This is a genomic window from Nocardia sp. CS682, assembly GCF_004634405.1.
GTDB lineage: Bacteria > Actinomycetota > Actinomycetes > Mycobacteriales > Mycobacteriaceae > Nocardia > Nocardia ninae.
Map to the genome: position 1 here is coordinate 1834573 of NZ_CP029710.1, position 25465 is coordinate 1860037.

Here is a 25465-nt window from a genome sequence, read left to right on the forward strand (position 1 = left end):
GTTAGGACCGAACCGATGACCGCGGAGCCCGCAGCCAATGTTCCTGTCGACTATCGATCACTGTTTCGACTCGACGGGAAACGTGCCCTCGTCGTCGGCGCGGGTAGCGGCATCGGTCGCGAATCCGCGCTCGCTCTCGCGGCTCTCGGCGCGGACGTGGTGTGTGCGGATCTCGATCTCGCGCGCGCGCAGGAAACCGCGACCGCGGCCGGTCATCCTGCCACCGCTGTGCTGTTGGATGCGCGGGATGCTGCTGCCGTCGAGGCGGCCGCCGGTGAACTGGCCGAGCTGGACGTGTTCGTCTTCACCACGGGACGGAATGTCCGTAAGCGCCTATTCGACTATGAGACAGCGGAATTCGACGCCGTCCTCGACCTGAACCTGCGTGCCGCCTTCCACATGATCCGGGCGTTCGGGAAGGGCATGGTCGCCCGGGGAGGTGGTTCGATCGTGGGCATGTCGTCGATCCGCGCGCTCACCGTGGAACCGGGGCAGGCCGTTTACGCGGCGTCGAAGGCGGCGCTGGTGCAGCTGATCCGCGGGGCCGCAGCGGAATTCGGCCCGGCCGGGGTACGGGTGAACGCCGTCGCGCCCGGGGTCGTGCGGACGCCGCTGACCGATCCGATCTTCGAGGTGCCGGAGTGGCAGCAGGCATACGCGTCCAAGAGCGCGCTGGGCCGGTGGGCGCAACCGAGTGAGATCGCCGGAGCGGTCGCGTTTTTGGCGTCCGACGCGGCCAGCTTCGTCACCGGCTCGATGCTGTGTGTCGATGGCGGCTGGACCGCCGTGGACGGTCGCTACGAGCCGCCGCGTTGAGTCGACACCAGCGCGTCCTTGACGAAGGTACCCATGTCGGGGGCTTCGAACAGGAGGTTCATCGGGACCGTGACGCCGAATTCCGCCCGGAGCGCGGACATCAGCTCGCCGGCCAGGAGTGAGTCGCCGCCTAGTTCGTAGAAGTTCGCGGTGGGCTCGGTGTAGTCGCTGCCGCACACCCTGCCGACGACGGACCATATTCGTTCCACGTCAGTCCTTTCGCCGCAGCTTGCCCGATGCTGTCCTGCGCACATCGTCCACGATCTCGATCGTTCGTGGTGTCTGAGCTCTGGTCAGTTCGTCGTGGCAGCTGCGCAACAGCTCGGCCGAGATCTGCGCTGGGTCGCCGCCGTGCAGGCTGACCTCGGCATGGACCACCTCGCCGAGATCCGCATCGGGCATTGCGCGGACGCGAACGTCGCGTACTTTGTCGTGGCGTTCCAGGATCCGTTCGATGTCGCGGGGGAAAACCTTTATGCCGCCGACGTTGATGGCGTCGTCCTTGCGGCCCACCAGCGTCACGTAGCCTTCGTCGTCCATCCACGCCAGATCGCCGACGCTGAAATGTCCGTCTACTTCAGCCAATTTCGGGCCGGCGCCGAGGTATCTGGGTTGTGCGGCGTTCTCATCGGTCATGAACAGCTCGCCGGTGGTTCCGGCAGGGACGTCCCGGTGGAACTCGTCCAAGATCCGGACAGCGCAATGCAGCGGACGGCCGACGGATCCGGGATGTTCGAGCCACTCGTCGCCGCGGATGCTGAGGACGCCGATCCGTTCGACGCTGCCGTATTCCTCGTACACCGTGGTCGGATCGATCAGCTCCAGCCAGCGGCGTTTCACGGTCTCCGGGCACCTCGCCGCGGTGTGCACGACCAGGCGCAGCGAGGAGAACCAGTGACTGTCCATGCCGCTCGCTTGGATGAGCGTGGCCATTTGTGCGGGCACGGTCCGCACGACCTCCACCCCTTCGGATTCGAGCAGCTCCAGGAACAGTTTCGGGGAGGCATTACCCGGGATGATGATGCGGTGTCCCAGCGCGAGGCCGTGGTACAGGGCGCCGAAACCAGCGTGGTAGAGCGGGAGTCCGACGATCTGCGTTTGACCGTATGCCATGCCCCGCTCGCGTTCTTTGCGGCTGAGCGGTCCCTTTTCGTCGTACGCCCACGGGCGGTTTCTGATGACGAGCTTCGGATCGCCGGTCGTTCCGCCGGAGAGCGATATCGATCTCGGTAGGCCGTCTGCCAGTTCCGAGATTCCGCCTGCCCGTTGGTGATAGGACACCAAGCCGCTGTCTTCGACTGCCCAGCCTCGCGGGTATCGGTCGACGATGTTCGACTTCATGGTGTCCGACCATCGGTGGTCCACCGGGAGCACGGCGGCGCCGACTTCCCACAGCGCCAGCGTCGCTATGACGTGACCGATCCCGGCCGGCAGGGCGACCGCCGCGACGTCGCCCGCGCGTAAGCCGTTCTGGCTGAACTCCGCTGCTCGCTCGTGTGTTTTCGACACGAGCTCACGCCAGGTGATCTCCTCGCCTGCGTTGAAGCCGCGAACCTTGACGGCGCACTCGAGTGGCCGGTCCGCCGCTGTTTTCGCGATGAGCTCGCAGATCGAGACCTTGTCTGTCATGGTCGCCACTTATCCGCTGCCGACGACGTATTCATCGGCGATGCACAAGGTTTCGTCCAACAGAGCCATTCCTTCTCGGAGCTCTGCTTCCTCGATGATCAGCGGCGGGCACACCAGGATGATGTTCCAGTGGGTGAGCAGATACAAGCCCTTGCGGAAGGCCGCGGCGGTCAGCCTCGTCATCGGTTCGGCGGCGGCGGCATCCGGGTTGAACGGGACGAGCGGCTGTTTGCTCGCGCGGTCGGTGACCAGTTCGATTCCCCAGAAGCAGCCGCTGCCGCGAATGTCGCCGATCGACGGATGCCGTTCGGCCAAGGCGCGCAGCTCTTTCTCGATCAGCGGGCCGAGCCGCTCCGCGCGTTCGACGAGTCGTTCCTTCTGGTAGACGCCCAGCACGGCGACGGCGGCCGCGCAGCCGACGGGATGGGCGCTGTGGGTCAACCCGTACGGGAAGACCGAGTCCTGCAACCAGCTCGACAGCCGGTCGCTCACGGCGGCGGCCGCCAGCGGCAGGTAACCGGCGGTCAATCCCTTTGCGCAGGTGATGATGTCGGGCACGACGCCCCACCGGTCGCAGGCGAACCAGCTTCCGGTGCGGCCGAAGCCGGTCATCACCTCATCGAAGATCAGCAGGATCCCGTGCTCGGTGCACACGTCGCGGATCGCCTGCAAGTAACCGTCGGGCGGGACGATCACGCCATTGATGCCGGTGACCGGCTCGAGGATCACCGCTGCCACGTTCTCGGCGCCTTCGTACTGGAGCAGTTCCCGCAGGTGCGGTGCGCCCGAGCACACCGGGCACGGCGTGGGATGGCCTGCGGGACAACGATAGGTGTAGGGGTCCAGCATGCGGACGACGCCGGGCATGCCGGGCTCCCCGACCCAACGGCGCGGCTCACCGGTCAGTGTGAGGGCGCCTGCCGTGCTGCCGTGGTACGAGCGGTAGCGGGCGATGACCTTGCTCCGGCCGGTGTATGCCCGCGCCAGCCGGATCGCGGCCTCGTTCGCCTCGGTTCCGCTGCACGCGAAGAAGAACGAGTTGAGGTCACCCGGTGTGACCTCGGCGAGGCGGTCCGCCAGCTCGCCGACGATCTCGACATCCCACGGGCGGCCGAGCGTGGCCATGGTGGCCACCTGTTTCTGCACCGCTTCCTGGACCTCCGTGCGGCTGTGCCCCAGGTTCGCGTTGACGAGCTGGGAGCCGAAGTCGAGGTAGGACCGTCCGGCGGCGTCGAAGAACCGGCACCCGTCGCCGCCGACTATCCGCGGCGGCGGGTCCCCGCCCTGCCTCGACCACGACTGGATGACCCGGCCTTTTGCTGTCGCGGAATCTCCCATTGTGTTGCACACCTTTCGATTACGACACCGCGGCGGTTTCCCGCCGTCAGCGAATAGCGACGCGACGCTGGCTGCCCGGATCGAAGGCGAAGGTCGCGATGATCGATAGGACACCGGCCCAGCCGGCGAGCACGAGCAGGTTGGGCCCGATACTCACCAATCCCCCCTGCTGGGCGAGGACCCGCTGCATGCCGTCCACCGCCCAGTACTGCGGGGTCAGCGGCGCGAGCGGGCGGTCCCAGGCGGGCATCAGCCGGACCGGTACGACGGCGCCGCCCACCGCCCCCATACCGAGAACGACCAGCTGGCAAAGATTTTGCATGGCGGACACGTTCCGGGTGAGCGAGATCAGTACCAGACCGAGGGCGATGGCGGCCCAGGCGATGGTCAGGATCAGGACGGCCAAGGCGAGCAGTGAGCCGTTGACCGTCGCGCCGAAAAACCACCGGCCGGTGAGAATCAACAGCGCCATCTGCGCCGAGGAGAGCACGAAATACGGGATGGCGAGTTGGATCGCCATCGTTGCCCTGGACAGGCCGCTGGCCTTGACCAAACTCCAAGCACCGGACGCGTGTTCGCGGTAGTGGGACGTGCCCATGAACATCATCACGTAGAAGCCGAACATCACCGTGAAGCCGGGGACGGTCTGATTGGCCCCGGTGCCGCCGATGATGCCGGAGAAGGCGTCGCTGAGCAGGGCTTGCATCAACAGTGGTGCGGCGAAGAGGAATACGAACAGGGTGGGGTCCTGGCGCCAAGTAGCCAGTTCTTTTCGGACGAAGGCCCAGGTGATCGTCATCGCGCCGCCGATCTCGGCCGCTGCTCGATGATCTGCAGGAAGGCGTTCTCCAGCGAAACAGGTACCGAGCGAACATCTTTGACCGGTAAGTCGCTCTCGTCGAGCACTCGGACGAGAGTCGGCAGGATCTCCGGCTGTTGCGCTGCCACCCGGATCCGCCTGCCATGCACCGTTATCGCGGTGTCGGGTAGCACGTCGTGCAGCAGGGTCGTCACGGCCGCCGCCTGCTCGCTGATGATCTCGCAGTACGGGCTGGCGTACTCCGCCACAAAGCTTTTCACGTCAGTTGTGACGATGAGCGTGCCCTCATAGAGCACACCGATTCGGTCGCAGAGGATTTCGGCTTCCTCCAGGTGGTGGGTCGTGTAGAGGATCGTCGAGCCTTCGCCACGCAGTTCTCTGAGGACGTTGTGGATGGCTTGGCGGGAGTCGATATCGACGCCGGTGCTCGGTTCGTCCAAGACCATCAGCGGGGGCGAATGCACGATGCCCATGCCGATCGACAGCCTGCGGCGCTCGCCGCCCGAGAGTTGCGCGCCGCCCCGGTCCGCTATGCGGCTGAGGCCGAGCCGCTCCATCACCTCGGCGGCCCTGCGGTGCGCGGTGGGGCGTGGCATGCCGCGGACGATCGCGGCGAAGCGCAGGTTCTGCCATACCGTCATGGCCAGGTACACCGTGTTGTCTTGCGGGACATAGCCGATGCGTCGGCGTAGGCGGCGGCCGTGTCGGCGCACGTCGGTGCCGAAGACCTCCACCCGTCCGGCTGTCGGTTTGACGAGGCCGCAGATGATGTCGAGCGCCGTGGACTTTCCGGCGCCGTTGCGGCCCAGCAGTCCGAAGATTTCGCCGCGGCCGACGGACAGGCCTACTCCGTCCAGGGCGACGACCGAGCCGTAGGTCTTGCGCAGGTCGTCTACCAGGACAACCGGCTCGTCGGCTACGTCCATGACGTGGCCTGGTGGCTCGCCACGATCGAGCGGACCTGATCCCGGTAGTCGACCGCTCGTCCGTAGCACTGGGTCATCAGGACCGCGCCTGCCCCGGTGGAGGTGTTGCGGACGAAGCAGCTCGCGGCGCGGCCCAGCCAGCCGGCGGTGTTCGCCTGCGGCGCTGTCCAGGCCGGATCGCTGCTCGGTACGTGCAGGCCGTAAGAGAAGCCATAGCCCTTTCCCGGGATGTAGTCGGGGCCGCCTCCGGCCAGCTGTCCGATCTGGTCTACGAACAGTTCCCTGGTGATGGGGCCCAGTGCGGGGACGGACAGGTGGCCGTCACTGTCCGGGGTGATCGCGCACAGCAGTTTCGTGAAGTCGAGGGCGGTGGAGTAGCCGCCTGAACCGGCCGATAGCCAGGCGGGTCTTTCTTGGTGTGTCACAAGGTTTTTGGGTGTGGCCGGGGCGTCCTCGAATGGTTGAGCGACGCGGTTCGAGTCCGCTTGCCGGACGTGGAAGCCGGTGTCGCGCAGTCCGAGTGGGCGGCAGACCCGATGCTCGATCACCTCGTCGAGTGGACGGTTGTCCGCGATTTCTAGAATGCGGCCCAGGACATCCATGGCCACGCCGTATTCCCACCTGGTGCCCGGGTCAGCGGCCAGCGGCAGGGTCGCTATCTTCTGGACGATCTCGTCCAAGGTCGGTGTGTCGGTTCGGTGTTCGTACTTCTGCAGTTGCGCTCGCTCGTAGTACGGCTTGATGTTCGCCGAGGTGTGGTGTCCGCCGCCGATGCCCGCGGTCTGCCGCAGCAGGTCGTGCAGCACCAGCGGGCGACGCGGTGGGCGCAGCACACCGCCCTCCTCGACGCGGATGCCGGCGAAGCAGGGCAGCCACTCGGCGACCGGGTCCGTCAGCCGTAGGCGGCCTTCGGCCACCATCGTCAACGTCGCCAGCGCGGTGAGGACCTTCGTCATGGAGTAGATCCGGAAGATGGCGTCCTCGCGCATCGGTAGCCCGCTGTTCGGGTCGAGGTCGCCGACGGCGCGCAGGTCCACCAGCGACCCGCGGTCGGTCACCGCGACCACGGCCCCCGGTAACCGGCGCGCAGCCACCTCGGCCGATACGGCGTCCAGCAGCTCCGTCATCATGTCCATTCGTCGCCCTCCGCGCCCCCCATGTGCATCCGTACTTCAGCGCCGAGTACGCCGTCGGTTAAATCTCCGTGTTGTCGATCAGGCGGGTACTTCCGAGCCAGACAGCCGCGACGAGGCGGTTGCTTTTGGTGGCGTCACGGACCGGGTCCAGGGTCTCCCGGTCGACCAGCTCCAAGTATTCGACGCGGTCCATGCTCGCCTCGATCAGTGCCCGCCGACCCTCGGCGAGCACCTCGGCAACCGAGCCGGGTTCCGCCCGCAACTTCTCGGCGAGCTCCGTCAAGATTCGGAACAGCGAGGCGGCCGTGCGCCGTTCGGTGGTACCGAGGTAAGCGTTCCTGGACGAAAGTGCCAGCCCGTCCGGCTCGCGCACCGTGGGCACCGACCGCACCTCGATCGGCAATCCCAGATCGCGAATAACGGCCCGCATCACCACCAACTGCTGAAAGTCTTTCTCCCCCAGGTACACCGCCGTCGGCGCGAGCAGCAGCAGAATCTTCGACATCTCGGTCGTGACGCCGGCGAAGTGCGTCGGCCTACCCACCCCACACAACACGGACGACAAGCGAGGCACCGCGACCGTCAACCCGAAACCCGGCGGGAACAACTCATCCGCCGAGGGCAACCAGGCAATGTCCGCCTCCGCCTTCGCACAAAGCGCCAGATCCCTGTCCTCATCACGCGGATACGAATCGAAATCCTCATCCGGCCCGAACTGCAACGGATTGACGAAAATCGAAGCCACCACCACATCATCACGCGCCCTGGCCGCCCGAACGAGCGCAAGATGCCCGTCATGCAGCGCCCCCATAGTGGGCACGTACCCGATGCTCTCCCCCCGACCACGGGGCTCCGCCAAGGCCTGCCGCACTTCCGCGACACTCCGAACAACGATCATCACGTGATTCCCTCAGCGATACGAAGCGCAGCCACCGCGGACGTGTGAAATCCCCCACGCGCGCTGCACACGGCGAATCTTAACAAGGAGTTCGCCGGACGTTCCCGAATCCGCCGTACTCCGAACAGGTTTCGCGCCTAAACCGTTGCTTAGTCTCGCTACCAGCCAGACTCAGAGATGCTGATCGATGAAGGCCATCAACTGCTCCTTCGTCCGCACACCGGGCTTCTGCGCCACCCCCACTCCCTGGTTGAACAGAACCACCGTGGAAGCGCCCGAACCCCACACTTGCCTGCAGTATCGGCATGCTCATCAGCAGTGATCCGACACCCATCAACCTTGCCCCCATACCCGGCAACCACCTCCCCCAACACCGCCTGATACTCAGCCCACCCATCCCACGCCGCCCAAAACAAAACCAACACCGGCCGATCAGATCTCTCGATCTCCCGCTCGAACGACGCGTCCGTAACATCCTTCAAAGTCCCCGACATGGGATCCCCCGCCCTCGGAATACGTTGCCCCACCGATGATCCCGGATTTTCCCGCCGCTTGTACGCCCATCGCCGGAAACTGGTCGGAATATCGCCCTACAGTCCGTCGATCGCGACACCGAGGTCCGCGCCGTAGCTGGACCAGCAGTAAATCGGCTCTCCCCGCTCGGCTCGGTGACCCATGTACCACTCACCGTCTGCGACCCGGTGCGCGAGGCACAGGCCGGTGAACCCGATAATCACGTCGACGTCCAACGGGGCGGATTGATTCGGTTCACGAGGAGCATGAAATGCCGGGATCCAACACCTCCACGGTGTCGTCCTGGGCGCGTCGCCGCACCTGCTGGATAGTCCACCCACCCGGGAGCATGCTTTTCTCCAGCGCTCCGACCTGCCCCATCACACCAAAAATCCCCCCGACCAGATACTGTCGAGGGGATTCGGTGGTCCCAGCTGGTTTCGAACCAGCGACCTTCCGCGTGTGAGGCGGACGCTCTCCCGCTGAGCTATGGGACCTGAACTCATGCCACATGGTGGCGGGCCGGGTGGCGCGGGTGCACCCTCCGAACGAGATGGAACATTAGCATGCGCCACCGGCGGTTCACCAAATCGCCACCCGAACAGGGGCGGAAGGCGGTGTGCGGCAGGCCGGCTCGACAGGGGTGCCGGACGGGCCGCGCTCCTCTGTGCGGCGGCCCGGCAACCCTGCTGGAGCTCGGGTGGAACCTCCTCAACCACATCGGCCACCTCCGCCCCACTGGCAACCTCGCCGATTTCCCCCGTTCTACCAGCGGATTTGTAGCTTTCACCGGGCGTCCGCTAATGTTCTGTCTCGCACCACGGAGGCCACCACAGCCGCCGAGATGCAAAGAATGCGGATGTAGCGCAGTGGTAGCGCATCACCTTGCCAAGGTGAGGGTCGCGGGTTCGAATCCCGTCATCCGCTCGAAGAGGTAGGGCAAGGCACTTAGTTTCGCCGTCCCCCTTCGCACGGTGGAGTGGCCGAGTGGTGAGGCAACGGCCTGCAAAGCCGTGCACACGGGTTCGATTCCCGTCTCCACCTCGCGCGATTAGCTCAGCGGGAGAGCGCTTCCCTGACACGGAAGAGGTCACTGGTTCAATCCCAGTATCGCGCACCACCGTAGTACCAGGTCAGGCCCCCTTTCGAGGGGGCCTTTCTTGTTTCGTGCCAGATTCGCACCAGATCAGTTCCGGTTCAAGCCGAGGCTGGTCTCCTTTTCGCCCTGATCCGAGAGCCGCCGCGGCCGCCGCCGCCCACGCGCGGATGATCTGACGCTGATCGGGAACTGATCGGTGGGGCATGCCTCGTCAGTACGTTGGCGTGCGGTCGGGTTCTCGAACGGAGAGTTATACATGCGTCACAAGTTGGGGCTCGGGGGTGGGGGTTGCTGCTTTGGTCGTGAGCACGGTGGGTGTTTTGGTACCGCAGGCGGCTGCGCAGGAGTTGGCACCGGGGGTGTCGTGCGAGGGGTTTGTTTGTCGTAATGACACCGATGACACGTATCGGGTGGAGGGGGTGGCCTCGCGCTCGGATTGGTATGAGAGGCGGATGACGGGGCAGGTGCCGTGCGGGAGCGGATTCGACCGCATACGACGGTGACGATCTCGGTGACGTGCGGGCGGCCGGGTGATGTCACCGAGGAGGTGTTGTGGATCGACTATCGCGGTGCGGTGGTCGACAACACTTCGCGGACGGGTTCGGCTGGATAGTCGGTGGGCGCGGCCGCGGGAATTGTGCGGTAGCTGTTCCCGCGGTCGGCGCGCTCGCGCTGTGGCCGTGAGATCGAAGAGAATGAGGGGATGTCACGGCCTGAGCTGCATGCGAGACCCGAGTGGCGGTTCACGCGGAACGTCCACTTTCCGGTGGCCGCCTTGGTCGAGGATCAGTGGTGGGTGTTGCGGCTCAACAGTTTTCCGGATCACGCATTGTGGACGCTGTTCATCGATGGCGTAGTGCGGTTCGATATCGATGACACACCTCCGTCGTGGGGCCGGCCGCTCGATCGTTCCGCACCGTTGCTGGAACCGGAGACCGCCCAGGCGGTCTTGGCACCGGTGCGGGACTTCGTCGCATACGGCAGCGAGGTCGGCGAGCCGTGCGACGATCCGTTCTGCTGCGGTTGAGTTCTCGAACGAACTAGGGAAAGAGGGTCAGGGCGCGATGAGTTCACCGGACGATGCACGGTTCGATGATCCAGCACGGCAGTTGGGGGCGGATTTGCAAGCTTTCGGCGCGGCGTACCGGGATGCGGAGGTGAACAGTCGGCCGGTGCTGTCGGTCTCGCATGCCGGGTGGCACCCGGGTGCGCGCATCGGGGCCCGCACCGCCGGTGGCTCGCTGTTGGCTTACAACGATTCCGGTCATGCGGGCGAGTTGTTGTTCGATGAGAGCCCACTACCCCTCGGCAATATCTGGGGTGATGGGTTTCGGGGCGATTTCAGCCGGCGTCCGTTCTCGATCGCGAATGTGCGGCAGCACGGGGTGTCGGGCGAGATTGCCGCGGGTGCCGGCAAACTGGAGATGATCAGTCAGGACGGGACGGTCTTCGACGCCGACATTGTTGCTCGAACATTCGGCGTGACAATCGATCTCGATCTGCCGTTCGAGCGACAGATGGGCGAGCTGCGGGAAGCGGGCGCGTCGACCAACGAAATTTTGGACGTGCTGTTCGGCAGTGACACCGGCGAGCAGCAGCGTGCCGCGACGCGCCACCTCACGGTCCGGGTGTACGACGGCAACGGCGCTGTGCTGCACGAAGGCCCGGTGTTCGAGGACGACTGACGCTCAAACGTCGAGGAAGCGGACGTCTTTGGCGTTGTGAGTGATGAAGCTGCGGCGGGCTGCCACGTCTTCGCCCATCAGCACACTGAAGAGTTCGTCGGCCGCGGCGGCGTCGTCCAGGGTCACCCGGCGTAGCACCCGGACCGACGGGTCCATGGTGGTCTCCCAGAGTTCTTTGGCGTTCATCTCGCCGAGACCCTTGTAGCGTTGGACGCCGTCGTCGCGGTTGATCTTCTTGCCTGCGGCGAGCCCCTCGGCCAGCAGGGTGTCGCGTTCGCGGTCGGAGTAGGCGAACTCCGGATCGCTGCGCTGCCACTTGAGCTTGTACAGCGGCGGCTGAGCCAGATACACGTGCCCCTGCTCGACCAGCGGACGCATGAACCGGAACAACAACGTCAGCAGCAACGTCGCGATGTGCTGGCCGTCGACATCGGCGTCGGCCATCAGCACGATCTTGTGATAACGCAACTTCGCGATATCGAACTCGTCATGGATACCGGTACCGAACGCGGTGATGATCGACTGGACTTCGTTGTTCTTCAACACCCGATCGATCCGGGCCTTCTCGACATTGATGATCTTTCCGCGCAGCGGCAGGATCGCCTGATACATCGAGTCACGCCCGGACTTGGCCGAACCACCGGCGGAGTCACCCTCGACGATGTAGATCTCAGACCTACTCGGATCCTTGGACCGGCAATCAGCAAGCTTGCCCGGCAGACCACCGAGATCATTGGCGCTCTTGCGGCGGACGAGTTCGCGCGCCTTGCGGGCGGCCGTGCGCGCTTGAGCTGACGAGATAGCTTTGGTGACAATTGTTTTGGCGTCGGCGGGATTGGCTTCGAACCAGTAGGCGAGGTGCTCGTTGCAGGTGCGCTGGACGAAGGACTTGACCTCGGTGTTGCCGAGTTTCGTCTTCGTTTGCCCCTCGAACTGCGGCTCGGCGACTTTCAGACTCACGATGGCCGCCAGGCCCTCGCGGATGTCGTCACCGGTCAGGTTGCCGTCTTTCTCCTTGAGCAACCTCTTGTCCCTGGCGTACTTGTTGACCACCGTGGTCAACGCCGCACGGAAACCCTCCTCGTGCGTGCCGCCCTCGTGCGTGTTGATCGTGTTGGCGAAACTGTGCACCGACTCCGAATACCCTGCGTTCCACTGCATCGCGACCTCCAGCTCGTGGCCGGAGCCTTTGCCGGTGAACCCGACGACCGAGTTGTGGATCGGCTGCTTGGTCCGGTTGAGGTGCCGGACGAAGTCTGCCAAACCACCGGGGTAGTGATAGGTCCGCGTTTTCACCTGCTCGGCGGGCATATCCTCGGCACCCTTCGGCGCTTCGGCGACCTCGCTGTCCACCTCGTCGGCGGCGGTGGCTCGCTCGTCGGTCAGGACGATCGTCAGGCCCTGGTTGAGGAACGCCATCTCCTGCATGCGCCGGGCGACCGTCTCGAAGTGGAAAGTGGTGGTCTCGAAGATCTCGGGATCCGGCCAGAACCTGGTGGTGTTGCCCGTGCGCTTGGTCGGCGCACCGCGCACCAGTTCCTCGGGTTTGGCGCGCAGGTAGTTCTGCGTCCAGTGGTAACCGTCGCGGTCGATCGCCAACTCGATCCGGGTCGACAGGGCGTTGACCACCGATAGGCCCACGCCGTGCAGGCCGCCGGATACCGCGTAGGTCTCGGAGTCGAATTTGCCGCCCGCGTGCAGCTGGGTCATGACGACCTCGACGGTCGGCATCCCCTGCGCGTGCATCTCCACCGGGATACCGCGGCCGTCGTCGGCCACCTCGACACCGCCGTCGGCGAGCAGGGTGACCTCGACCCGGGTGGCATAGCCGGCCATCGCCTCGTCGACGGAGTTGTCGACGATCTCGCGCACCAACTGATGCAGGCCGCGCTCACCGGTGTCGGCGATGTACATGCCCGGCCGCTTGCGAACCGCTTCGAGCCCCTCGAGGACCGTGATGGATGAGGCGCCGTAGTCCTTCTTGCGCGATTTCCCCCTGTGCGAGCCGCTTGCCGGGGCGTCTTTGGCAGCCATTGGTCGGTCGCCCTCCTTACTTGCCGAGCTCCGGCGCAGCGGCGTTCGCACACGGAAGGCCCAGGAGGGTGTCACCGGGAGGTACGGGTCCTCGCGCGTGCTGCGCGCAACGCGCCGAAGGGTTCGCCGCTAGTTACTTCTCCATCCTAGCCATAGATGGACGAGACATGGGCATTTAACAAGTCTGTGATCGCCGTAGATCCTCCAAAACCGTTCCACTCGATCCCCCCTATTTGCTGTCCACTACCAGACGCTCTGCGTGCACGCTAGACACCAAACAAAGGAAAACGGCCGAACCGGCAAGATGAGCCCTACTTGCCGCGTCAACAACCTTGCTCAACGCTCGGAAACTACGACAATTCAGGCAACACGAGCGCTCGCAACCCGGAGCCGCCGATGCATACAAACCGACTGGTCGGTGATCAGCCGGCCGACCCCGGGCGACGAGCAGCGACCGGGCTTCGAGCCCTCGGCGCAGATCTAAATCATGGCCGCAGGAGTGGCAGACACCAATCCCCCATCGATGAGCAGGTCGTGCCCGTTGATGTAAGCCCCTTCGTCCGACGCCAGGAACGCCACCGCCCCGGCAACCTCCTCGGACGTACCGATGCGACCCGCGGCGACCGTGGCGCCGAGGGCAGCCTGCACGTCCGTCGACGCCTCGGCCTCGAACGCCGGAGTGGCGGTGTAGCCCGGACTCACCGAGTTGACCCGAATTCCCCGGGGCGCCAGCTCGGCTGCCAACGTGCGCGCCAGGTTGTGCACTGCCGCTTTGGTCGCGGAGTACAGCGCCGCACCGGGGCTACCCCGATGCACCGCGAACGACGCGTTGATCACGATCGCACCGTGGTCGGCCAGCAGCGGAAGGGTCTGCTGGATGGTGAAGAACGCCGCTTTGAAGTTGATATCGACCACGCGGTAGAACTCCGCTTCGGTGACGTCGGCGATCTGCTGGAACGCGCCGACTCCCGCATTGGCGAAGACCACATCCAGCCGCCCGAACCGGTCCCGGATGGCGGCCGTCAACGCGTCGAGGTCGGCGAGATTCGCGGCGTCGCCGGGTACCGCGAGCACGCGGTCCGCGCTGCCCAATTCCTGGACGGCGGCATCGAGGCGGGCCGTGTCACGACCGGTGATGACGACTCGCGCACCTTCGTCGAGCAGGCGACGCGCGGTCGCCAACCCCATACCGCTGGTGCCGCCGGTGATGAGCGCGATCTTGTCGTCGAAGCGAGAACTACTAGCGGGCATGGGCCGACCTTTCAACAGTTGAACTGTTCGAATACTTACGTACAGTTCGACTGTATGTCAACAGTCGAGTTATCCTGAAGCCGTGATGACCGCGCATCCCGAACGGGACCAGATCCAGTTGGCGAACGTGCTCTCCGCCGTGGGAAACCCGCTGCGGCTGTGCATCGTTCGCGTGCTGGCCGACGGCTGCGAGCACACCTGCGGTTCGATCGTGGACGGCGTGCCTAAGTCGAACCTGACCCATCACTACCGAGTGCTGCGCGATGCGGGCATCATCTGGCAGCGCGTCTCCGGCCGGGAAACCCTGCAATCGTTGCGCCGCGAAGACCTCGATGCCCGGTTCCCCGGCTTGCTGGATGCCGTCCTCGCCGCGGCCCGCAGTGAAACCGAGGACCCGTTCGCCGAGATCGCGCGCTGAAAGATCGCTGCCCGCAATCGCACTGGCGAGACTCGTTGAGATTCACGACTGTCAGTGACGCTATCGGCCGACTCGAAGAACAGGCTCGGCCGTCGTCAGTGACGGCAAGCAAAGAGGCGGCGGGGACATCACCACGGCGACAACCACCCCACCGCAGCCGGTGCGCCGGAATTGTCGGTGCCCGGCATTAGGCTGAGCCGCACATGAAACCGAGCCGAGGGGGTCCAGCGTGACGGCAAGCCGGGAGGTCGAGGCGCCCGCGGCGGCGGACGGGACGGACCCCGAACTGCTCGATCTGCAGGACGATATCTCGTTCGAGCTCGAAGAAGTCAACGAGCTGCTCGCCGATTTGATCGCGCTGCAGGCGGACCGCAAAGCCAAGGACGGCGAGATCCTGTCCTACCGGCTCGGCGTCACCGGGGAGCCGCCCGAGACGCTCGCCAAGATCGGTGCCCGCTACGACCTGTCCCGCGACCGGATTCGGCAGCTGCACACCAAGGCTGTCGGCCAGCTGATTCGCAACGCCCAACTCAGCGGGCACCGGGCAGCGAACGTGTTCGCCGAGCGCTATCCGATCGGCGCCCGCGACCAGCAACTGGTGCGCGCACTGCTGGTGGAGACCTACGCCACCGACACCGATATCGCGGCAAACGAGTTGTCGTACTTGAAGTTGCGGCTGGCCGGGCACGCTGCCGAGGACGCCAAACGGATCGCCGGTTTCGTAACACAACGGATCGCGGCTTGGCAGAAGAAGACGAACCGGCGGCTGGCCAAACTGCGCGACGCCGAACCGCGCGCGACGAGCCAGCTGAATCCCTGGCTGGGGCAAGTGGATTGGCCGCCCTCGGGTACGCCGGACGCGCTACCGGTGACCTCGGCCCGCACCGTCGACAGCGACGACGACGGGCGCGGGCACTTCTACCTGGATAAGGTCGGCCGCGACGTGCCGTTCGACTCCGGGTTGGAGGCACGGTTGCTGTGGATCCTCAACGCCAGCGACCTCGTCGACTCGTTCCAGGAACAGCCCGGCGCGATCACATACGACGTGAACGGCACGGACGAGCTCTACTATCCGAGCATCGCGGCCCGGCTCACCGACGGCCGGATCGTGCTGATCGATGTCCAGCCGCTCGGACACGTTGCCTTCCACGTCAATCGGGCAAAGGCCGCCGTCGGGCGCGCGTACGCGCACAGCAAGGGTTGGGGCTGGCTCATCTGGACCGGCAGCCTGCTCGGCATCCCCGATCTGCTCGCCCGGAAGGTCGACGCGGCCGCCGCAGCCGAGCTCACCGAACTACTCGAGCACGGGCCGGTGCCGTGGTCGGCGATCCGGCAGGTGCGCGCCGAGACCGGCCTCGAGCTCCTCGATTTCGTCGCGTTGGTCCTGCGCAACGAATGGCGTTGGGACCGCGGCCCGTTTCAGCTCAGCGCACCACCATCGCGCCCGCCAGGAACGTGACGATCAGCATCATCGCGCAGCAGGTCATCAACTGCCAGTGATTGATGGTCTGCTGCAGGTTCTTGATGGTGGCCCGCAGTGAGGTGTCGAGCCGGTGGTGGTCGTCGAGCTTGCGCCGCGCCTGCGCGAGGGCCTCGGCGCGCTCCTGCGCCTCCAGCTCCGCACGCTCCAACCGAGCGGTCAGCTTCATGAGGTTTTTCTGCTTGTCGCGCACGGTTTTCCGGGACAGCGCGAGGGTGGTGCGCTGATTCACCAGCTCCTGACGCTGCCGGGAGATGATCATCGCCTGCGTTTTCGTGTGGTGCTCCCAGTCGGCCACGGTGGCCCAACCTCCTTTCGACACATCACGATATCCCCAGACGATGTCGCCGGTGACCCAGCCGTGGATGAACTCACGCAACTCCAGCGGCTGCCGGCTCGGCGCGGCCACCGCACTGTGCGCGGTGTCCAGCACACCGGCCACCGCCTGGTAATCGCATGCGGGCGGGGCGAAATCGGCGATGCCGAGCGCATGCAGATGATCGACCCAGTAGCCGGGCGGGCACAACCACAGCACCTCCGTGATGCCCGCCGCGCGCAACCGCTCCGTATGTTCCTGCGCGAGAGTTCGTTCCAGCGATCCACTGCGCACCTCGATGACGTACTCGCGGTCGCCCTTGCGCCAATAGATGTCCACCGGCAGCCCAGCAACCCGCCGGTCCACCTCGGCCACGTCGGCGCCGTACGCCAGCAACCGGCCGCACACCCAATATTTCAACCGCCGCATATCCCATTGCGCGGCGTCACATTCCGGACACTTACAGCCATACCCGCCGGACTGTCCGCGGGCTCGGCCCGGACCGTCCGTAATACCCAACTCGGCGAGCATCGCCCGGCGCCCGCAGGCGATCTCCGCCCGCTGCTTCGTTCTCACGCGACCACTCCCCTGCCCAAACCACCGCAGGTCTGGCGACCTACGCCATAGATCAAGAGTGCGTCAGACTCGCGAACCTCGCCAGTCCCCTTTACCCCGCGCCCGGGTGCGCCTCATCGGCAGATTTCCGGTCCAAGGCCTGGTGTAGGCTGTGGCACAAGTAATTTCGGGGCAGCGGGCGACCACAACAACACGGATATGTCGGTGGATTGACAGTTGGCGCCATCCTGCGATTTCGTTGCGCCACGCGCCGATGTGCGCCGTCGCCGGTCTTCGGGCTGCCGCCGGAGCCGGAAACCGCATAGGCTACGACCGGGGTGCGCCCGGCTGGTCGCCGATTGGTAAGCAGATCTGTTCCGGACAAACCGGATCGCGCCGACCTCCGCCTGCAACGGCGCAGGACGGCCCGCCTACGCTGCTTCGATCAGAGCCAAGGAGGACCGGTACCGAGCCGGTCTTCGACAACGAGCGCCAGCGAGTGAACCGACAACACGGCGCCCCATGGCGAACGACGGAGCCGAGCGTCAGCGAGGCAGTCGCGAACCACGTATTTCCAACTGGACGGATAGAATCGTCCGGCCGAGTGCGAGCTGGGCCGATACGGGGAAGTGGGTACTGGATGGAGCACGGTCAAGAGGCCGGCGAGTCGATCGGCGCGATGCTGTCGAGCATCGCGGCGGTTCTCCGAGAGGTCAGCGACAAACTGGACGCCGTGGCGGCTCGGGTCGACGGCGTCGACCTCGCCACCGCCACCGTCGTGCCTGCCGACCGCAGCGTCGAGGCGCGGCTGGCGAAGCTCGAGGCGTGGGCTTTCCGTGCCGGCCAGGACATTTCGGGCATCGACGGACGACTGGAGAAGGTCGAAGCCGGTGGTGGTCCGTCGCATGCCGCATCGGACAGCGAGCGCGGCGAGCGTCCGCTACCGCGCGCGGCGTCGCGCCGGAACGCCGCGACCGCTGAGCCGAACACCCCGGCGCAGCGCGAATCCCCCGCCACCGTGGCCACTCCCACCATCAGGGAGAGCATCGGCACCTCGCACGAGCTCGCCCAGCCGGTGCGCGACAGCACCCTCGCTGCCCGCGAGAACGCCACCGCGACCAGGGAGAGCGTCTCCCGGCGATACGAGGGCTCCCCGACCGCCCGCGACACCCCGCCCGCGCGGGATTCGGCGGCGCACGAGGCGAATTCCGTGCCGCAGCGCAGTTTCAGCCCACCTCGCGAACCGGCGTTCGAGCCGAGTTCGAGCGCCGCGCAGAACTTCACCACCCCCACCCCGCGGGAGCCGAGCCCGGCGCCCGCCCAGAACTTCACCGCGCCGACGCCGCGCGAGCCGCTGCCCGTCCGCCAGTCCAGCTTCACCGCGCCGCGCGAACCGGCCGCCTCCTCGTCGTATCAGAACTTCACCACGCCGCAGGAGAATCCGTACGAGAGCATGGTTCCCTCCGCGCCGGACAGCGGCGACTACAGCCGCCCCACGAACGGGTCCGCGCCGGAGGCGAACGGCACCGCGCTCACCGGCGCGCACCGCGCCGACGAAGACCTGATCCCGGTCGACAACACCCACGTCGACAAACTGCAGGCGATGCTGGACGAGCTGAAGAAGACCGCGGCCGCCCCGCTGGGACGCTCCGACGTCTTCGGTCCGCCTGCAGGCGACCTGAACTCGACCAGTTATCAACCCGCCGGCAGCGAAACCCGCAGCACCGACACACCGCGCGATTACCGACTGTCGAGCCCGCCGCCGGTTTCCTGATCTTTGGATTGGGAGCTGGTCAAAATCGCGGCGATCAGGTCGCGCAGCCATCGATGCCCGCTGTCGGCGGTATTGCGCGGATGCCAGGCCATACCGATCGCGACCTCGGGCAGCGGCAGCGGAATCTCGAACGCGCACAATCCCAGCGCGGGCAATGCCGACCTGCTCAGCAACGCGGGTGCCGGGCAGATCAGATCGCTGCCGTGCACCGCGAACAACGCGGTGGTCAGATTCGGCACGGTGGCGACCACGCGGCGGGTGCGGCCGTGCAAGGCCAACCGGTCATCGATCGGCCCGCGCGGGTGACCATTTCGCGAAATGCTCAGATGCGCCGCGGCCGCGAACCTGGCCACCGTCACCCGCTCGGTGACCAGCGGGTGATCGGCGGCGGCGATCCCGATGATCCGATCGCCGAGCACGCGGCGCGCCGTCGTTTCCGGATCTGCATGGTCGATCACGCCGACCTCGATGTCGACCCGGCCGTCGCGCAACGCGGCGGTGCCCTCGACGGTGTCCGGTAGGAAACGCAATGTCACGCCGGGTGCCTGCGCGCGCACAGCAGCCAGCAGCGGGGCGGCCAGCTCGGTGAGCACCGTGTCGCCCGCTTGCACCGCGAAGTTCCGTTTCAGCGCGGCCGGATCGATCGCGCCCCGCGGCGCCAGCAACGCCCGCCCCTGCTCGACCAGAGTGCTGACCTCGTAACGCAATTCCAGCGCACGCGGCGTCGGCACCAAGCGGCGACCGGCGCGCACCAGCAGCGGATCATCGAGCACCCGCCGCAACCTGGCCAGCGTCCGGCTCATCGCGGGCGCCGAAGTGTGCAGCCGTTCAGCCGCCCGCGTGACACTGCTCGTCTCCAGGAGCGCGTCGAGCGCCACCAGCAGGTTCATGTCCAGGGGCTGCACTCCTGGATTATCACCAGTGGAATCATCGATCACCAACATTGCGCTGGTGATAAGCCACGGCGAGTCGCGCTACACCAAGGAATTTCGACAACGTCACCACCGCCCGATGACCACGCTGGAACTTCCACGGCGCGCGGGCAAGCTCAGGTTCCAGCGTGCGGGCTTGCGGTGGTCCGGTGGCGGGGAGCTCCGGGAAAGAGCAGAGTCGAATGGTGGTTCTCGTGAAACCAGCAGAGTCGAACGGTGGTTGGTGAAGATCGTTCAGCGACCGGACGACTCTGCTCGATTGTTGGCTCGACGGATACGGTGGGTGCTGGCCTGTGGGCATCGGCGCGACCTTGGACTCCCAACGGGCTCGGTCGGCCATTCCGAACCGGCGGCGTGGTAGATGACGACCTGTGCTCGTTCGGGCCCGCCGGAAATGTGAACTGGTTAGGCGGGTCGAAGTAGAGCGGGCTGGAAAACTGAGCTGCACACCCTTTTGCTAGGCCGCACACCCGGTATAGCGGGTGTGCGGCCTAGCAAAAGGGTGTGCGCCCCGCAGCCCTACGGTCGGGGCCCGATGGTCCGGTCTCAGGTTCGCGTCGGCATTCGGTGCGGGCCGTTGCAGACTCCCAGGCGTGCACGGCCTGGCCTGCACTCCAGCATCCGGACTCGTGCCCGACGCTCCAGCCTTCGGGTTTGCGCGCTCGGGCACTGGTGTGGGCCGGGCTCCGGGCGCACGGCCGCGCCTGGATTCCGGCAGGCCGAGCTGTGCCTACTTACCCTGCGAACCGTGCAAGAGGTCTGTGGGCACGCCGGTGCTCAGGTTGTGTGCCCCAGGCATTCCGGCGTTCGGGTCGTACGGCCCCGGCACTCCCGCGTTCGGGTTGTGCGCCCCAGGTCCTGCTGCGTTCGAACCGTGCGCCCTGGGCGCTGCGGCATTCGAGTCATGCGCCCTTGACGCTCCTGCATTTGCGTTGTGCACCCCGGGCACCGCTGCGTTCACGTTGTGCACCCCGGGCATCGCTGCGTTCGCGTGGTGCGCCCCAGGCACTCCGACACTCAGGTCGTGTCCACCCGGCCCGCTGAAGTTCGGGTCGTGCGCCCGGCCCGGGTCCTGCGCGGCGATGTCGGCGTGCTCGACCACCGAGTATGCGGGTGGCGTCTTCTCCGAAGCAGACTCGTGCCTGGTGTTCAGACCGCGGTAGGACTCCGGGCGGATGGTGCGGAACCACTGGGCCGCGCGGGTGCGCAGGGGGAGGCGGAACTTCAGGTCGGCGAGCATTTCGTCGACGTTGCGGATGGAGAAGGGGGTGATGGCGGTGCCGTGGGCGTGATGGCCGCGGGTGCGTTCCTCCATCCAGCGCAGGCGGGCGTCGATCTGTTCGCTCACCACGTCGCGGTCGGGCAGGTTCAGCTGGCCGGCGAGCAACGCGGCGGTCCAGTGTGCGCCGACCTCGGCGTTGAGGGTGCTGATGACCGACGAGTTGTAGCCGGCGAAGGTGAGATTGGGGACGTCGAGCGGCAGGATCTGGCGGTACAGCCGGAAGTTGCCGTCCTCGTCGGTGAGCCTGCGCTGGACGTACGGGGTCAGGAACGGCACCCGCTGCTGGAATCCGGTGGCACAGACCACGATGTCGGCGGGGACGAGGTGCCCGTTGGACAGTTGCACCGCGGGCACCTCGCCGCCACCGCCGCGCATCTCGGTGATGGTGGTGTCGCGCTGCACGACGATCCGGCCGTTCGCGACCTGCTCGTAGAAGTTCTCGGTGGCGAGGCTGACGGTGCTCTCCGCGATCTCCTCGAACCGGCCCTCCGGCAGCAGCCCGAGTTCGCGCAGGTTCATGTGTTTGGTCGCGAGTTCCTGGATCAGGTCGAGATTGCTGATCCGGAACGACACGCCCGGCCCGTCCAGGAAGCGGTCCATCCGGCCGGGTTCCAGGTGGTGGAAGTGCGCCTCGCCCAAGCGGGTCAGCATCATTCGCTCGTAGTCGAGCACGCGGGCCATCTTGCGCGGCATCTTCCACAGCAGCCTGCGCGCCACCACGGTGGTCGAGCCTGCGACGTCGCTCACCGCCTCGGCGATGTCACACGCCGACTTGCCGTAGCCGACCACCACGACGGACTTGCCACGCACCGCTTCGACATCCAGGAACTCCGACACGTGGCCGAGCTGGCCGCCTGCAGCGCGGAACAGCTCGATGCCGCGGAAGTCCGGGACGTAGGGCTCACTGAACACCCCGTTGGCGATGACCAGATGATCGCAGGAGCTCCGATGTATCCCGCTCTGATCCTTGACCTCGAGCAGCCAACCACTGTCCACCGGATCGGCGGCGACGACCTCGGTGTTGAGCCGCAGGTGCTCGCGCAGCCCGAAATGGTCCGCGTAAGCCTCCAGGTACGCCTGCATCTGCTCGCCGTCGAGCACCTTCGGGTAGTCCGAAGGCATCGGGAAGTCGGAAAAGTGATAGGTGTTCTTGGAATTCTGGGTTCGCAGCCCCGGGTACCTGCGGGTCGCACTCCACACGCCACCGACATCGGGCGCACGGTCGAAGATCTCGACCGGAAAACCCTTCTGGATCAGCACTTTCGCGCAGGCAAGACCTGCGATACCCGCACCAACGATCGCGATGCGGTTTCCGCTCGTCATGCGCAGGAGATTACGTCTCTTATGGCGCACAGCAAAGTCGGTTGGCCCAATCGGGTGATTCAACGCCGTGCGGGGGCACCTGTCGAATCCACCGGGGCACCGGCCGGATGCACCGGCAGGTCGAGCAATCCGCGGAGCAGAATGCTCTCGCGCCAGCGTAAGTCGCCCTCGTCGACGGCCAGGCGCAGCTCAGGGAAGCGCCGTACGAGCCGGGTCAGCGCGATGCGGGCCTCCATCCTGGCCAGGCCCGCGCCGAGGCAGTAGTGGATGCCGTGGCCGAAGGCGATGTGGTTACTCGACCGGTCCGGGTCGAAGGCCGCGGGATCGGCGAAATGACGTTCGTCACGGTTGGCGGAGGCGAGCGCCACCAAGACGAGTTCGCCCGTGGGGATCTCGGTGCCGCCGAGCGTGATCGGGGCGGCGGTGTAGCGCAGGGTCGCGACGTTCACCGGGCCGTCGTAGCGCAGCATCTCCTCGACCAGGGGCGCGACGGCGCTGGGGTCGTGGTGCAACGCGTGGTAGCGCGGCGGGTCGGCGAGCAGGGTGAGCACGGTGTTGCCGATCAGGTTGACCGTGGTCTCATGCCCGGCGATCAGGATCAGGAACGCCATCGAGATGAGTTCGTCGTGGCTGAGCCGGTCGCCGTCGTCGGTGGCAGTGAGCAGGTGGGAGATCAGGTCGTCACCGAGACCATGTTTCCGGCGCGCGGCCACCGAGCGGTCGAAGTAGTCGACGATGGCGTCGGTCGCGCTGCGCATCCCCTCCGGCGTGGACATCGGTGTATCGACCACGGCGGCGGACCAGTCGCGGAACTGCGCGCGGTCCTCGACCGGCACGCCGAGCAGCTCACAGATCACCGTGATGGGTAGCGGAAAGGCGTACTCCTCCACCAGGTCCACGGGCCCGGCGGCATGGTCGATGCGGTCGAGGAGTTCGTCCGCGATGGCGGTGACCCGGGGTGCGAGCGCCTCCATCCGGGCGGGCGCGAACGCCGGGGTGACCAACTTGCGCAGCCGCGAATGGTGTGGCGGATCGGCGTTGAGCAGGTGATGGCTCAACCGTTGATTGGCCGCGGTGACTCCGCTGTTGCCCGCGGCGGCGTGCCTGGCCTGCGCGCCGGTTGCCGAGTGTGGGTCCTTGCGGATGTCGGGGTGGCGCAGCACATCTTTGGCGGCGTCGTAGTCGACGACCAGCCAGGCACGGACGCCGGTGCGCAGGCGGATCTGGTGCACGGGCCCCGCCGCACGCAGTTGCCGATAGAAGGCATACGGCGTACGAAAGAAGTCCGCTGGCAGCTGTCTCATCTACGCTGGCCTCCACGTTTCGCGAGTGTCGTTGCGGCGCTTCGATGGTCGCACTCGCGACGGATCGCAAGCGGGATGGTTTGCCACGCTCATCCGGCCGATCGCGATTGTCGATCGAAGCGGCACGCAGTCGATTCATTCACCGCACGTCACCCGGATCCCCTGGCTACCCTGCGCAGATGAGTTCGATCACGCCCGTCCTGCGGGGTGCCCGGATCGCGAACTCGTTCGCGTTCGGTATGCAGGGGTTCTTCTTCGCCGTGGTGCTGACCCAATTGCCGCAGCAGAAGGACAGATTCGACCTGACCGACGGGCTGATCGTCGGGTCGGTGGTGCTGGTTTCGCTGCTCGCGGGGGGCGGCAGCGTGGCGGCGGAGCGGTTGGCGTTGCGCTGGTCGAGCCAGGTCACGCTGCGCATCGGCCTGCTACTGGTCGCGCTCACCGGCACTGGAATCGCGTTCGCGCCGAACACGGCGGGGCTGCTGATCGCGCTGGGCTGCTATGGGATCGCGGTCGGCATCGTCGACGCGAGCACCAATATGCAGGCGGTGTTCATTCAGCACGGGTACGGGAAGTTCATCCTGTCGTCGTTCTATGCCGCGTGGAGTGCGGGGTCGATCATCGGCGCGCTGTACGTGTCGGCGTGTGAAGCCCTGGAGGTGACGCTGCGGGAATCGCTACTCGGGGCGGCGGGCGTCGTGCTCGTCGTCGGGCTGGTGCTCGGGCCCCGTCTGCTCGGCCCACAGGAGGCCGAAGCAGGTCCGGCCGAAGAGGTCGTCGACCCGCCGCCGATTGCCTTGCGTGTGTATCTGCCGTTCGGCATCGCGATGGCGCTGGTGTTCGCCATCGATCTGGCCGTCGGCAACTGGTCGGCGCTGTATCTGTCCGACGACCTGCTCGCCAATTCGTCGACGGCGGCGCTGGGGCTGGCCGCGTACCAAGGCACATCACTGATCGCGCGGTTGACCGGTGACCTGTTCGTTCGGCGGTTCGGGCCGCGGCGCGTGGTGCGGACCGCGGCGGCCATCGGCGTGGTCGGCCTGGCGACCGTGCTCGCCGCGCCCAGCCCGGTCGTCGCGATCGTGGGATTCCTGATCGCCGGCATCGGCATGCCGGTGATCGCGCCGCTGTGCTTCGGCGAGGCCGGGCAGTTGACCAGCGGTCGCGGCCTGGACGCCCTCATCGCGCGGCTCAATTTGTTCAACTACGCGGGCACTTTGGTGGGCGGCGGGGTGGTCGGGGCACTGGCGGCGGGCTTCGGGCACCGGATCAGCTTCGTGATCCCGCTGGTGTTCGCAACGGTGTTGATCGGCCTGGCCCAGGTATTCCACAACCGGCCGGGCGGGGGTAAACATCCCACCTCTTCGGGTGATCGTGCTCTACTGGATCAATGAGCAACATCCCAGTCATCGTCGACCGGGCCGGTCTGTGGGACGCCGAAGAACTCAGTGACGTTGCGGCGGCGACCTTTCCGCTCGCCTGCCCGCCCAACGCCACCTCCGACGATATCGACATCTTCATCACCGAGGTGCTCTCCGGCGAGCGGTTCGGGGAGTATCTGAGCGATCCGGCGAAGACCGTGCTCAAGGCCGTCGCGGGCGACGATATCGTCGGCTACGCGATGCTCATCGCGGGCGATCCGGTGGATCCGGCGGTCGCCGCCGCGGTGGGTCTGCGGCCGGTGGTGGAGATCAACAAGATGTATGTGGTGCCGGGACATCATGGCAGCGGGGTGTCGACGGCGCTGATGCTCGACTGCCTCGAGCGCGCCCGCGCGGGTGGATTCGCCGGGATATGGCTCGGTGTCAACCAGGAGAATGTGAAAGCGCAGCGGTTCTACGGCAAGCACGGGTTCGACTCGGTCGGCACCAAGACCAATACCGTCGGCAGCCAGCAGCACGACGACTTCGTGATGCGGCTGGTTTTCTAAAACAGG

Annotated in this window: 22 protein-coding genes and 4 tRNA genes; 11 read left to right on the forward strand and 15 right to left on the reverse strand. The window is 66.2% G+C overall.

Translation table 11 applies throughout. The annotated features are described in order from the left end of the window. Positions 1-15: 15 nt before the first annotated feature. The gene (locus DMB37_RS07980; RefSeq protein ID WP_135232155.1) at positions 16-816 is read left to right on the forward strand and encodes an SDR family NAD(P)-dependent oxidoreductase; all 801 of its coding nucleotides are present in this window, start codon (positions 16-18) and stop codon (positions 814-816) included. Here the strand turns inward: DMB37_RS07980 and DMB37_RS07985 are convergent. The 9 genes from DMB37_RS07985 to DMB37_RS08025 form a co-directional block, all read right to left on the reverse strand. Beyond that, positions 798-1025, reverse strand: coding sequence for an acyl carrier protein (locus tag DMB37_RS07985; protein WP_167768777.1), 228 nt, complete (start codon positions 1023-1025; stop codon positions 798-800). The genes DMB37_RS07980 and DMB37_RS07985 overlap by 19 nt on opposite strands. A gap of 1 nt (position 1026) precedes the next feature. Beyond that, positions 1027-2445 carry a class I adenylate-forming enzyme family protein gene (locus tag DMB37_RS07990; RefSeq protein WP_135232157.1) on the reverse strand — a complete coding sequence of 473 codons (1419 nt, stop codon included), beginning with the start codon at positions 2443-2445 and terminating at the stop codon, positions 1027-1029. Between the two features lie 9 nt (positions 2446-2454). Further along, positions 2455-3783 (reverse strand): aminotransferase class III-fold pyridoxal phosphate-dependent enzyme, encoded by a 1329-nt coding sequence (locus tag DMB37_RS07995; protein WP_135232158.1) that lies wholly within the window; start codon positions 3781-3783, stop codon positions 2455-2457. 46 nt (positions 3784-3829) lie between these two features. Beyond that, complete coding sequence (locus DMB37_RS08000) at positions 3830-4582, reverse strand: ABC transporter permease (protein ID WP_135232159.1); 753 nt, start codon at positions 4580-4582, stop codon at positions 3830-3832. Continuing rightward, positions 4579-5529, reverse strand: coding sequence for an ABC transporter ATP-binding protein (locus DMB37_RS08005; protein WP_135232160.1), 951 nt, complete (start codon positions 5527-5529; stop codon positions 4579-4581). Before DMB37_RS08005 ends, DMB37_RS08000 begins: the two co-directional genes overlap by 4 nt. Continuing rightward, entirely contained in the window at positions 5520-6665 is a 1146-nt protein-coding gene (locus tag DMB37_RS08010; RefSeq protein ID WP_135232161.1) for a serine hydrolase, read from the reverse strand. The genes DMB37_RS08005 and DMB37_RS08010 overlap by 10 nt, the downstream gene beginning before the upstream one ends. Before the next feature lie 58 nt (positions 6666-6723). Next, positions 6724-7563 carry a pantoate--beta-alanine ligase gene (gene panC / locus DMB37_RS08015; RefSeq protein WP_135232162.1) on the reverse strand — a complete coding sequence of 280 codons (840 nt, stop codon included), beginning with the start codon at positions 7561-7563 and terminating at the stop codon, positions 6724-6726. Between the two features lie 197 nt (positions 7564-7760). Then, positions 7761-8057: a co-chaperone YbbN gene (locus DMB37_RS41890; RefSeq protein WP_135232163.1), complete on the reverse strand. Its 297-nt coding sequence runs from the start codon at positions 8055-8057 to the stop codon at positions 7761-7763. Positions 8058-8501: 444 nt separating this feature from the next. Beyond that, a tRNA-Val gene (locus tag DMB37_RS08025) sits at positions 8502-8573 on the reverse strand. 358 nt (positions 8574-8931) lie between these two features. Between DMB37_RS08025 and DMB37_RS08030 the strand changes: the two genes are divergently transcribed. The 5 genes from DMB37_RS08030 (at position 8932) to DMB37_RS08050 (ending at position 10860) form a co-directional block, all read left to right on the forward strand. Continuing rightward, positions 8932-9003 (forward strand) — tRNA-Gly (locus tag DMB37_RS08030). Between the two features lie 46 nt (positions 9004-9049). After that, positions 9050-9120 (forward strand) — tRNA-Cys (locus DMB37_RS08035). Position 9121: 1 nt separating this feature from the next. Continuing rightward, a tRNA-Val gene (locus DMB37_RS08040) sits at positions 9122-9196 on the forward strand. A gap of 682 nt (positions 9197-9878) precedes the next feature. Then, positions 9879-10202, forward strand: coding sequence for a hypothetical protein (locus DMB37_RS08045; protein WP_135232164.1), 324 nt, complete (start codon positions 9879-9881; stop codon positions 10200-10202). 37 nt (positions 10203-10239) lie between these two features. Continuing rightward, positions 10240-10860, forward strand: a complete 621-nt coding sequence (locus tag DMB37_RS08050; protein WP_135232165.1) for a hypothetical protein — start codon at positions 10240-10242, stop codon at positions 10858-10860. 3 nt (positions 10861-10863) lie between these two features. Here DMB37_RS08050 and gyrB read toward each other — a convergent pair whose 3' ends face one another. Further along, positions 10864-12894, reverse strand: coding sequence for a DNA topoisomerase (ATP-hydrolyzing) subunit B (gene gyrB, locus DMB37_RS08055; protein ID WP_135232166.1), 2031 nt, complete (start codon positions 12892-12894; stop codon positions 10864-10866). Between the two features lie 480 nt (positions 12895-13374). Next, the gene (locus DMB37_RS08060) at positions 13375-14145 is read right to left on the reverse strand and encodes a glucose 1-dehydrogenase (protein ID WP_135232167.1); all 771 of its coding nucleotides are present in this window, start codon (positions 14143-14145) and stop codon (positions 13375-13377) included. A gap of 85 nt (positions 14146-14230) precedes the next feature. Between DMB37_RS08060 and DMB37_RS08065 the strand changes: the two genes are divergently transcribed. Next, on the forward strand, positions 14231-14563 hold the full coding sequence (locus DMB37_RS08065) for a helix-turn-helix transcriptional regulator (protein ID WP_206055319.1): 333 nt from the start codon (positions 14231-14233) through the stop codon (positions 14561-14563). Between the two features lie 229 nt (positions 14564-14792). Further along, on the forward strand, positions 14793-16022 hold the full coding sequence (locus DMB37_RS08070; protein WP_135232169.1) for a sigma factor-like helix-turn-helix DNA-binding protein: 1230 nt from the start codon (positions 14793-14795) through the stop codon (positions 16020-16022). On the opposite strand, the gene DMB37_RS08075 is transcribed toward DMB37_RS08070, so the two are convergent. Further along, positions 15988-16935, reverse strand: a complete 948-nt coding sequence (locus DMB37_RS08075) for a hypothetical protein (protein ID WP_240772294.1) — start codon at positions 16933-16935, stop codon at positions 15988-15990. The two genes, DMB37_RS08070 and DMB37_RS08075, sit on opposite strands and share 35 nt — an antisense overlap. A gap of 619 nt (positions 16936-17554) precedes the next feature. Here DMB37_RS08075 and DMB37_RS08080 point away from each other — a divergent pair. Next, the gene (locus tag DMB37_RS08080; RefSeq protein ID WP_135232170.1) at positions 17555-18688 is read left to right on the forward strand and encodes a hypothetical protein; all 1134 of its coding nucleotides are present in this window, start codon (positions 17555-17557) and stop codon (positions 18686-18688) included. Here the strand turns inward: DMB37_RS08080 and DMB37_RS08085 are convergent. The 3 genes from DMB37_RS08085 to DMB37_RS08095 form a co-directional block, all read right to left on the reverse strand. Further along, entirely contained in the window at positions 18655-19593 is a 939-nt protein-coding gene (locus DMB37_RS08085; RefSeq protein ID WP_206055210.1) for a LysR family transcriptional regulator, read from the reverse strand. The genes DMB37_RS08080 and DMB37_RS08085 overlap by 34 nt on opposite strands. Before the next feature lie 757 nt (positions 19594-20350). Continuing rightward, complete coding sequence (locus tag DMB37_RS08090) at positions 20351-22225, reverse strand: NAD(P)/FAD-dependent oxidoreductase (protein WP_240772295.1); 1875 nt, start codon at positions 22223-22225, stop codon at positions 20351-20353. A 59-nt stretch (positions 22226-22284) separates the two neighbouring features. Further along, positions 22285-23529, reverse strand: a complete 1245-nt coding sequence (locus tag DMB37_RS08095; protein WP_135232171.1) for a cytochrome P450 — start codon at positions 23527-23529, stop codon at positions 22285-22287. 179 nt (positions 23530-23708) lie between these two features. On the opposite strand from DMB37_RS08095, the gene DMB37_RS08100 reads away from it, so the two are divergent. After that, positions 23709-24923: an MFS transporter gene (locus DMB37_RS08100; protein ID WP_135232172.1), complete on the forward strand. Its 1215-nt coding sequence runs from the start codon at positions 23709-23711 to the stop codon at positions 24921-24923. Then, positions 24920-25459, forward strand: coding sequence for a GNAT family N-acetyltransferase (locus DMB37_RS08105; RefSeq protein WP_370465351.1), 540 nt, complete (start codon positions 24920-24922; stop codon positions 25457-25459). The genes DMB37_RS08100 and DMB37_RS08105 overlap by 4 nt, the downstream gene beginning before the upstream one ends. Positions 25460-25465 lie beyond the last annotated feature (6 nt).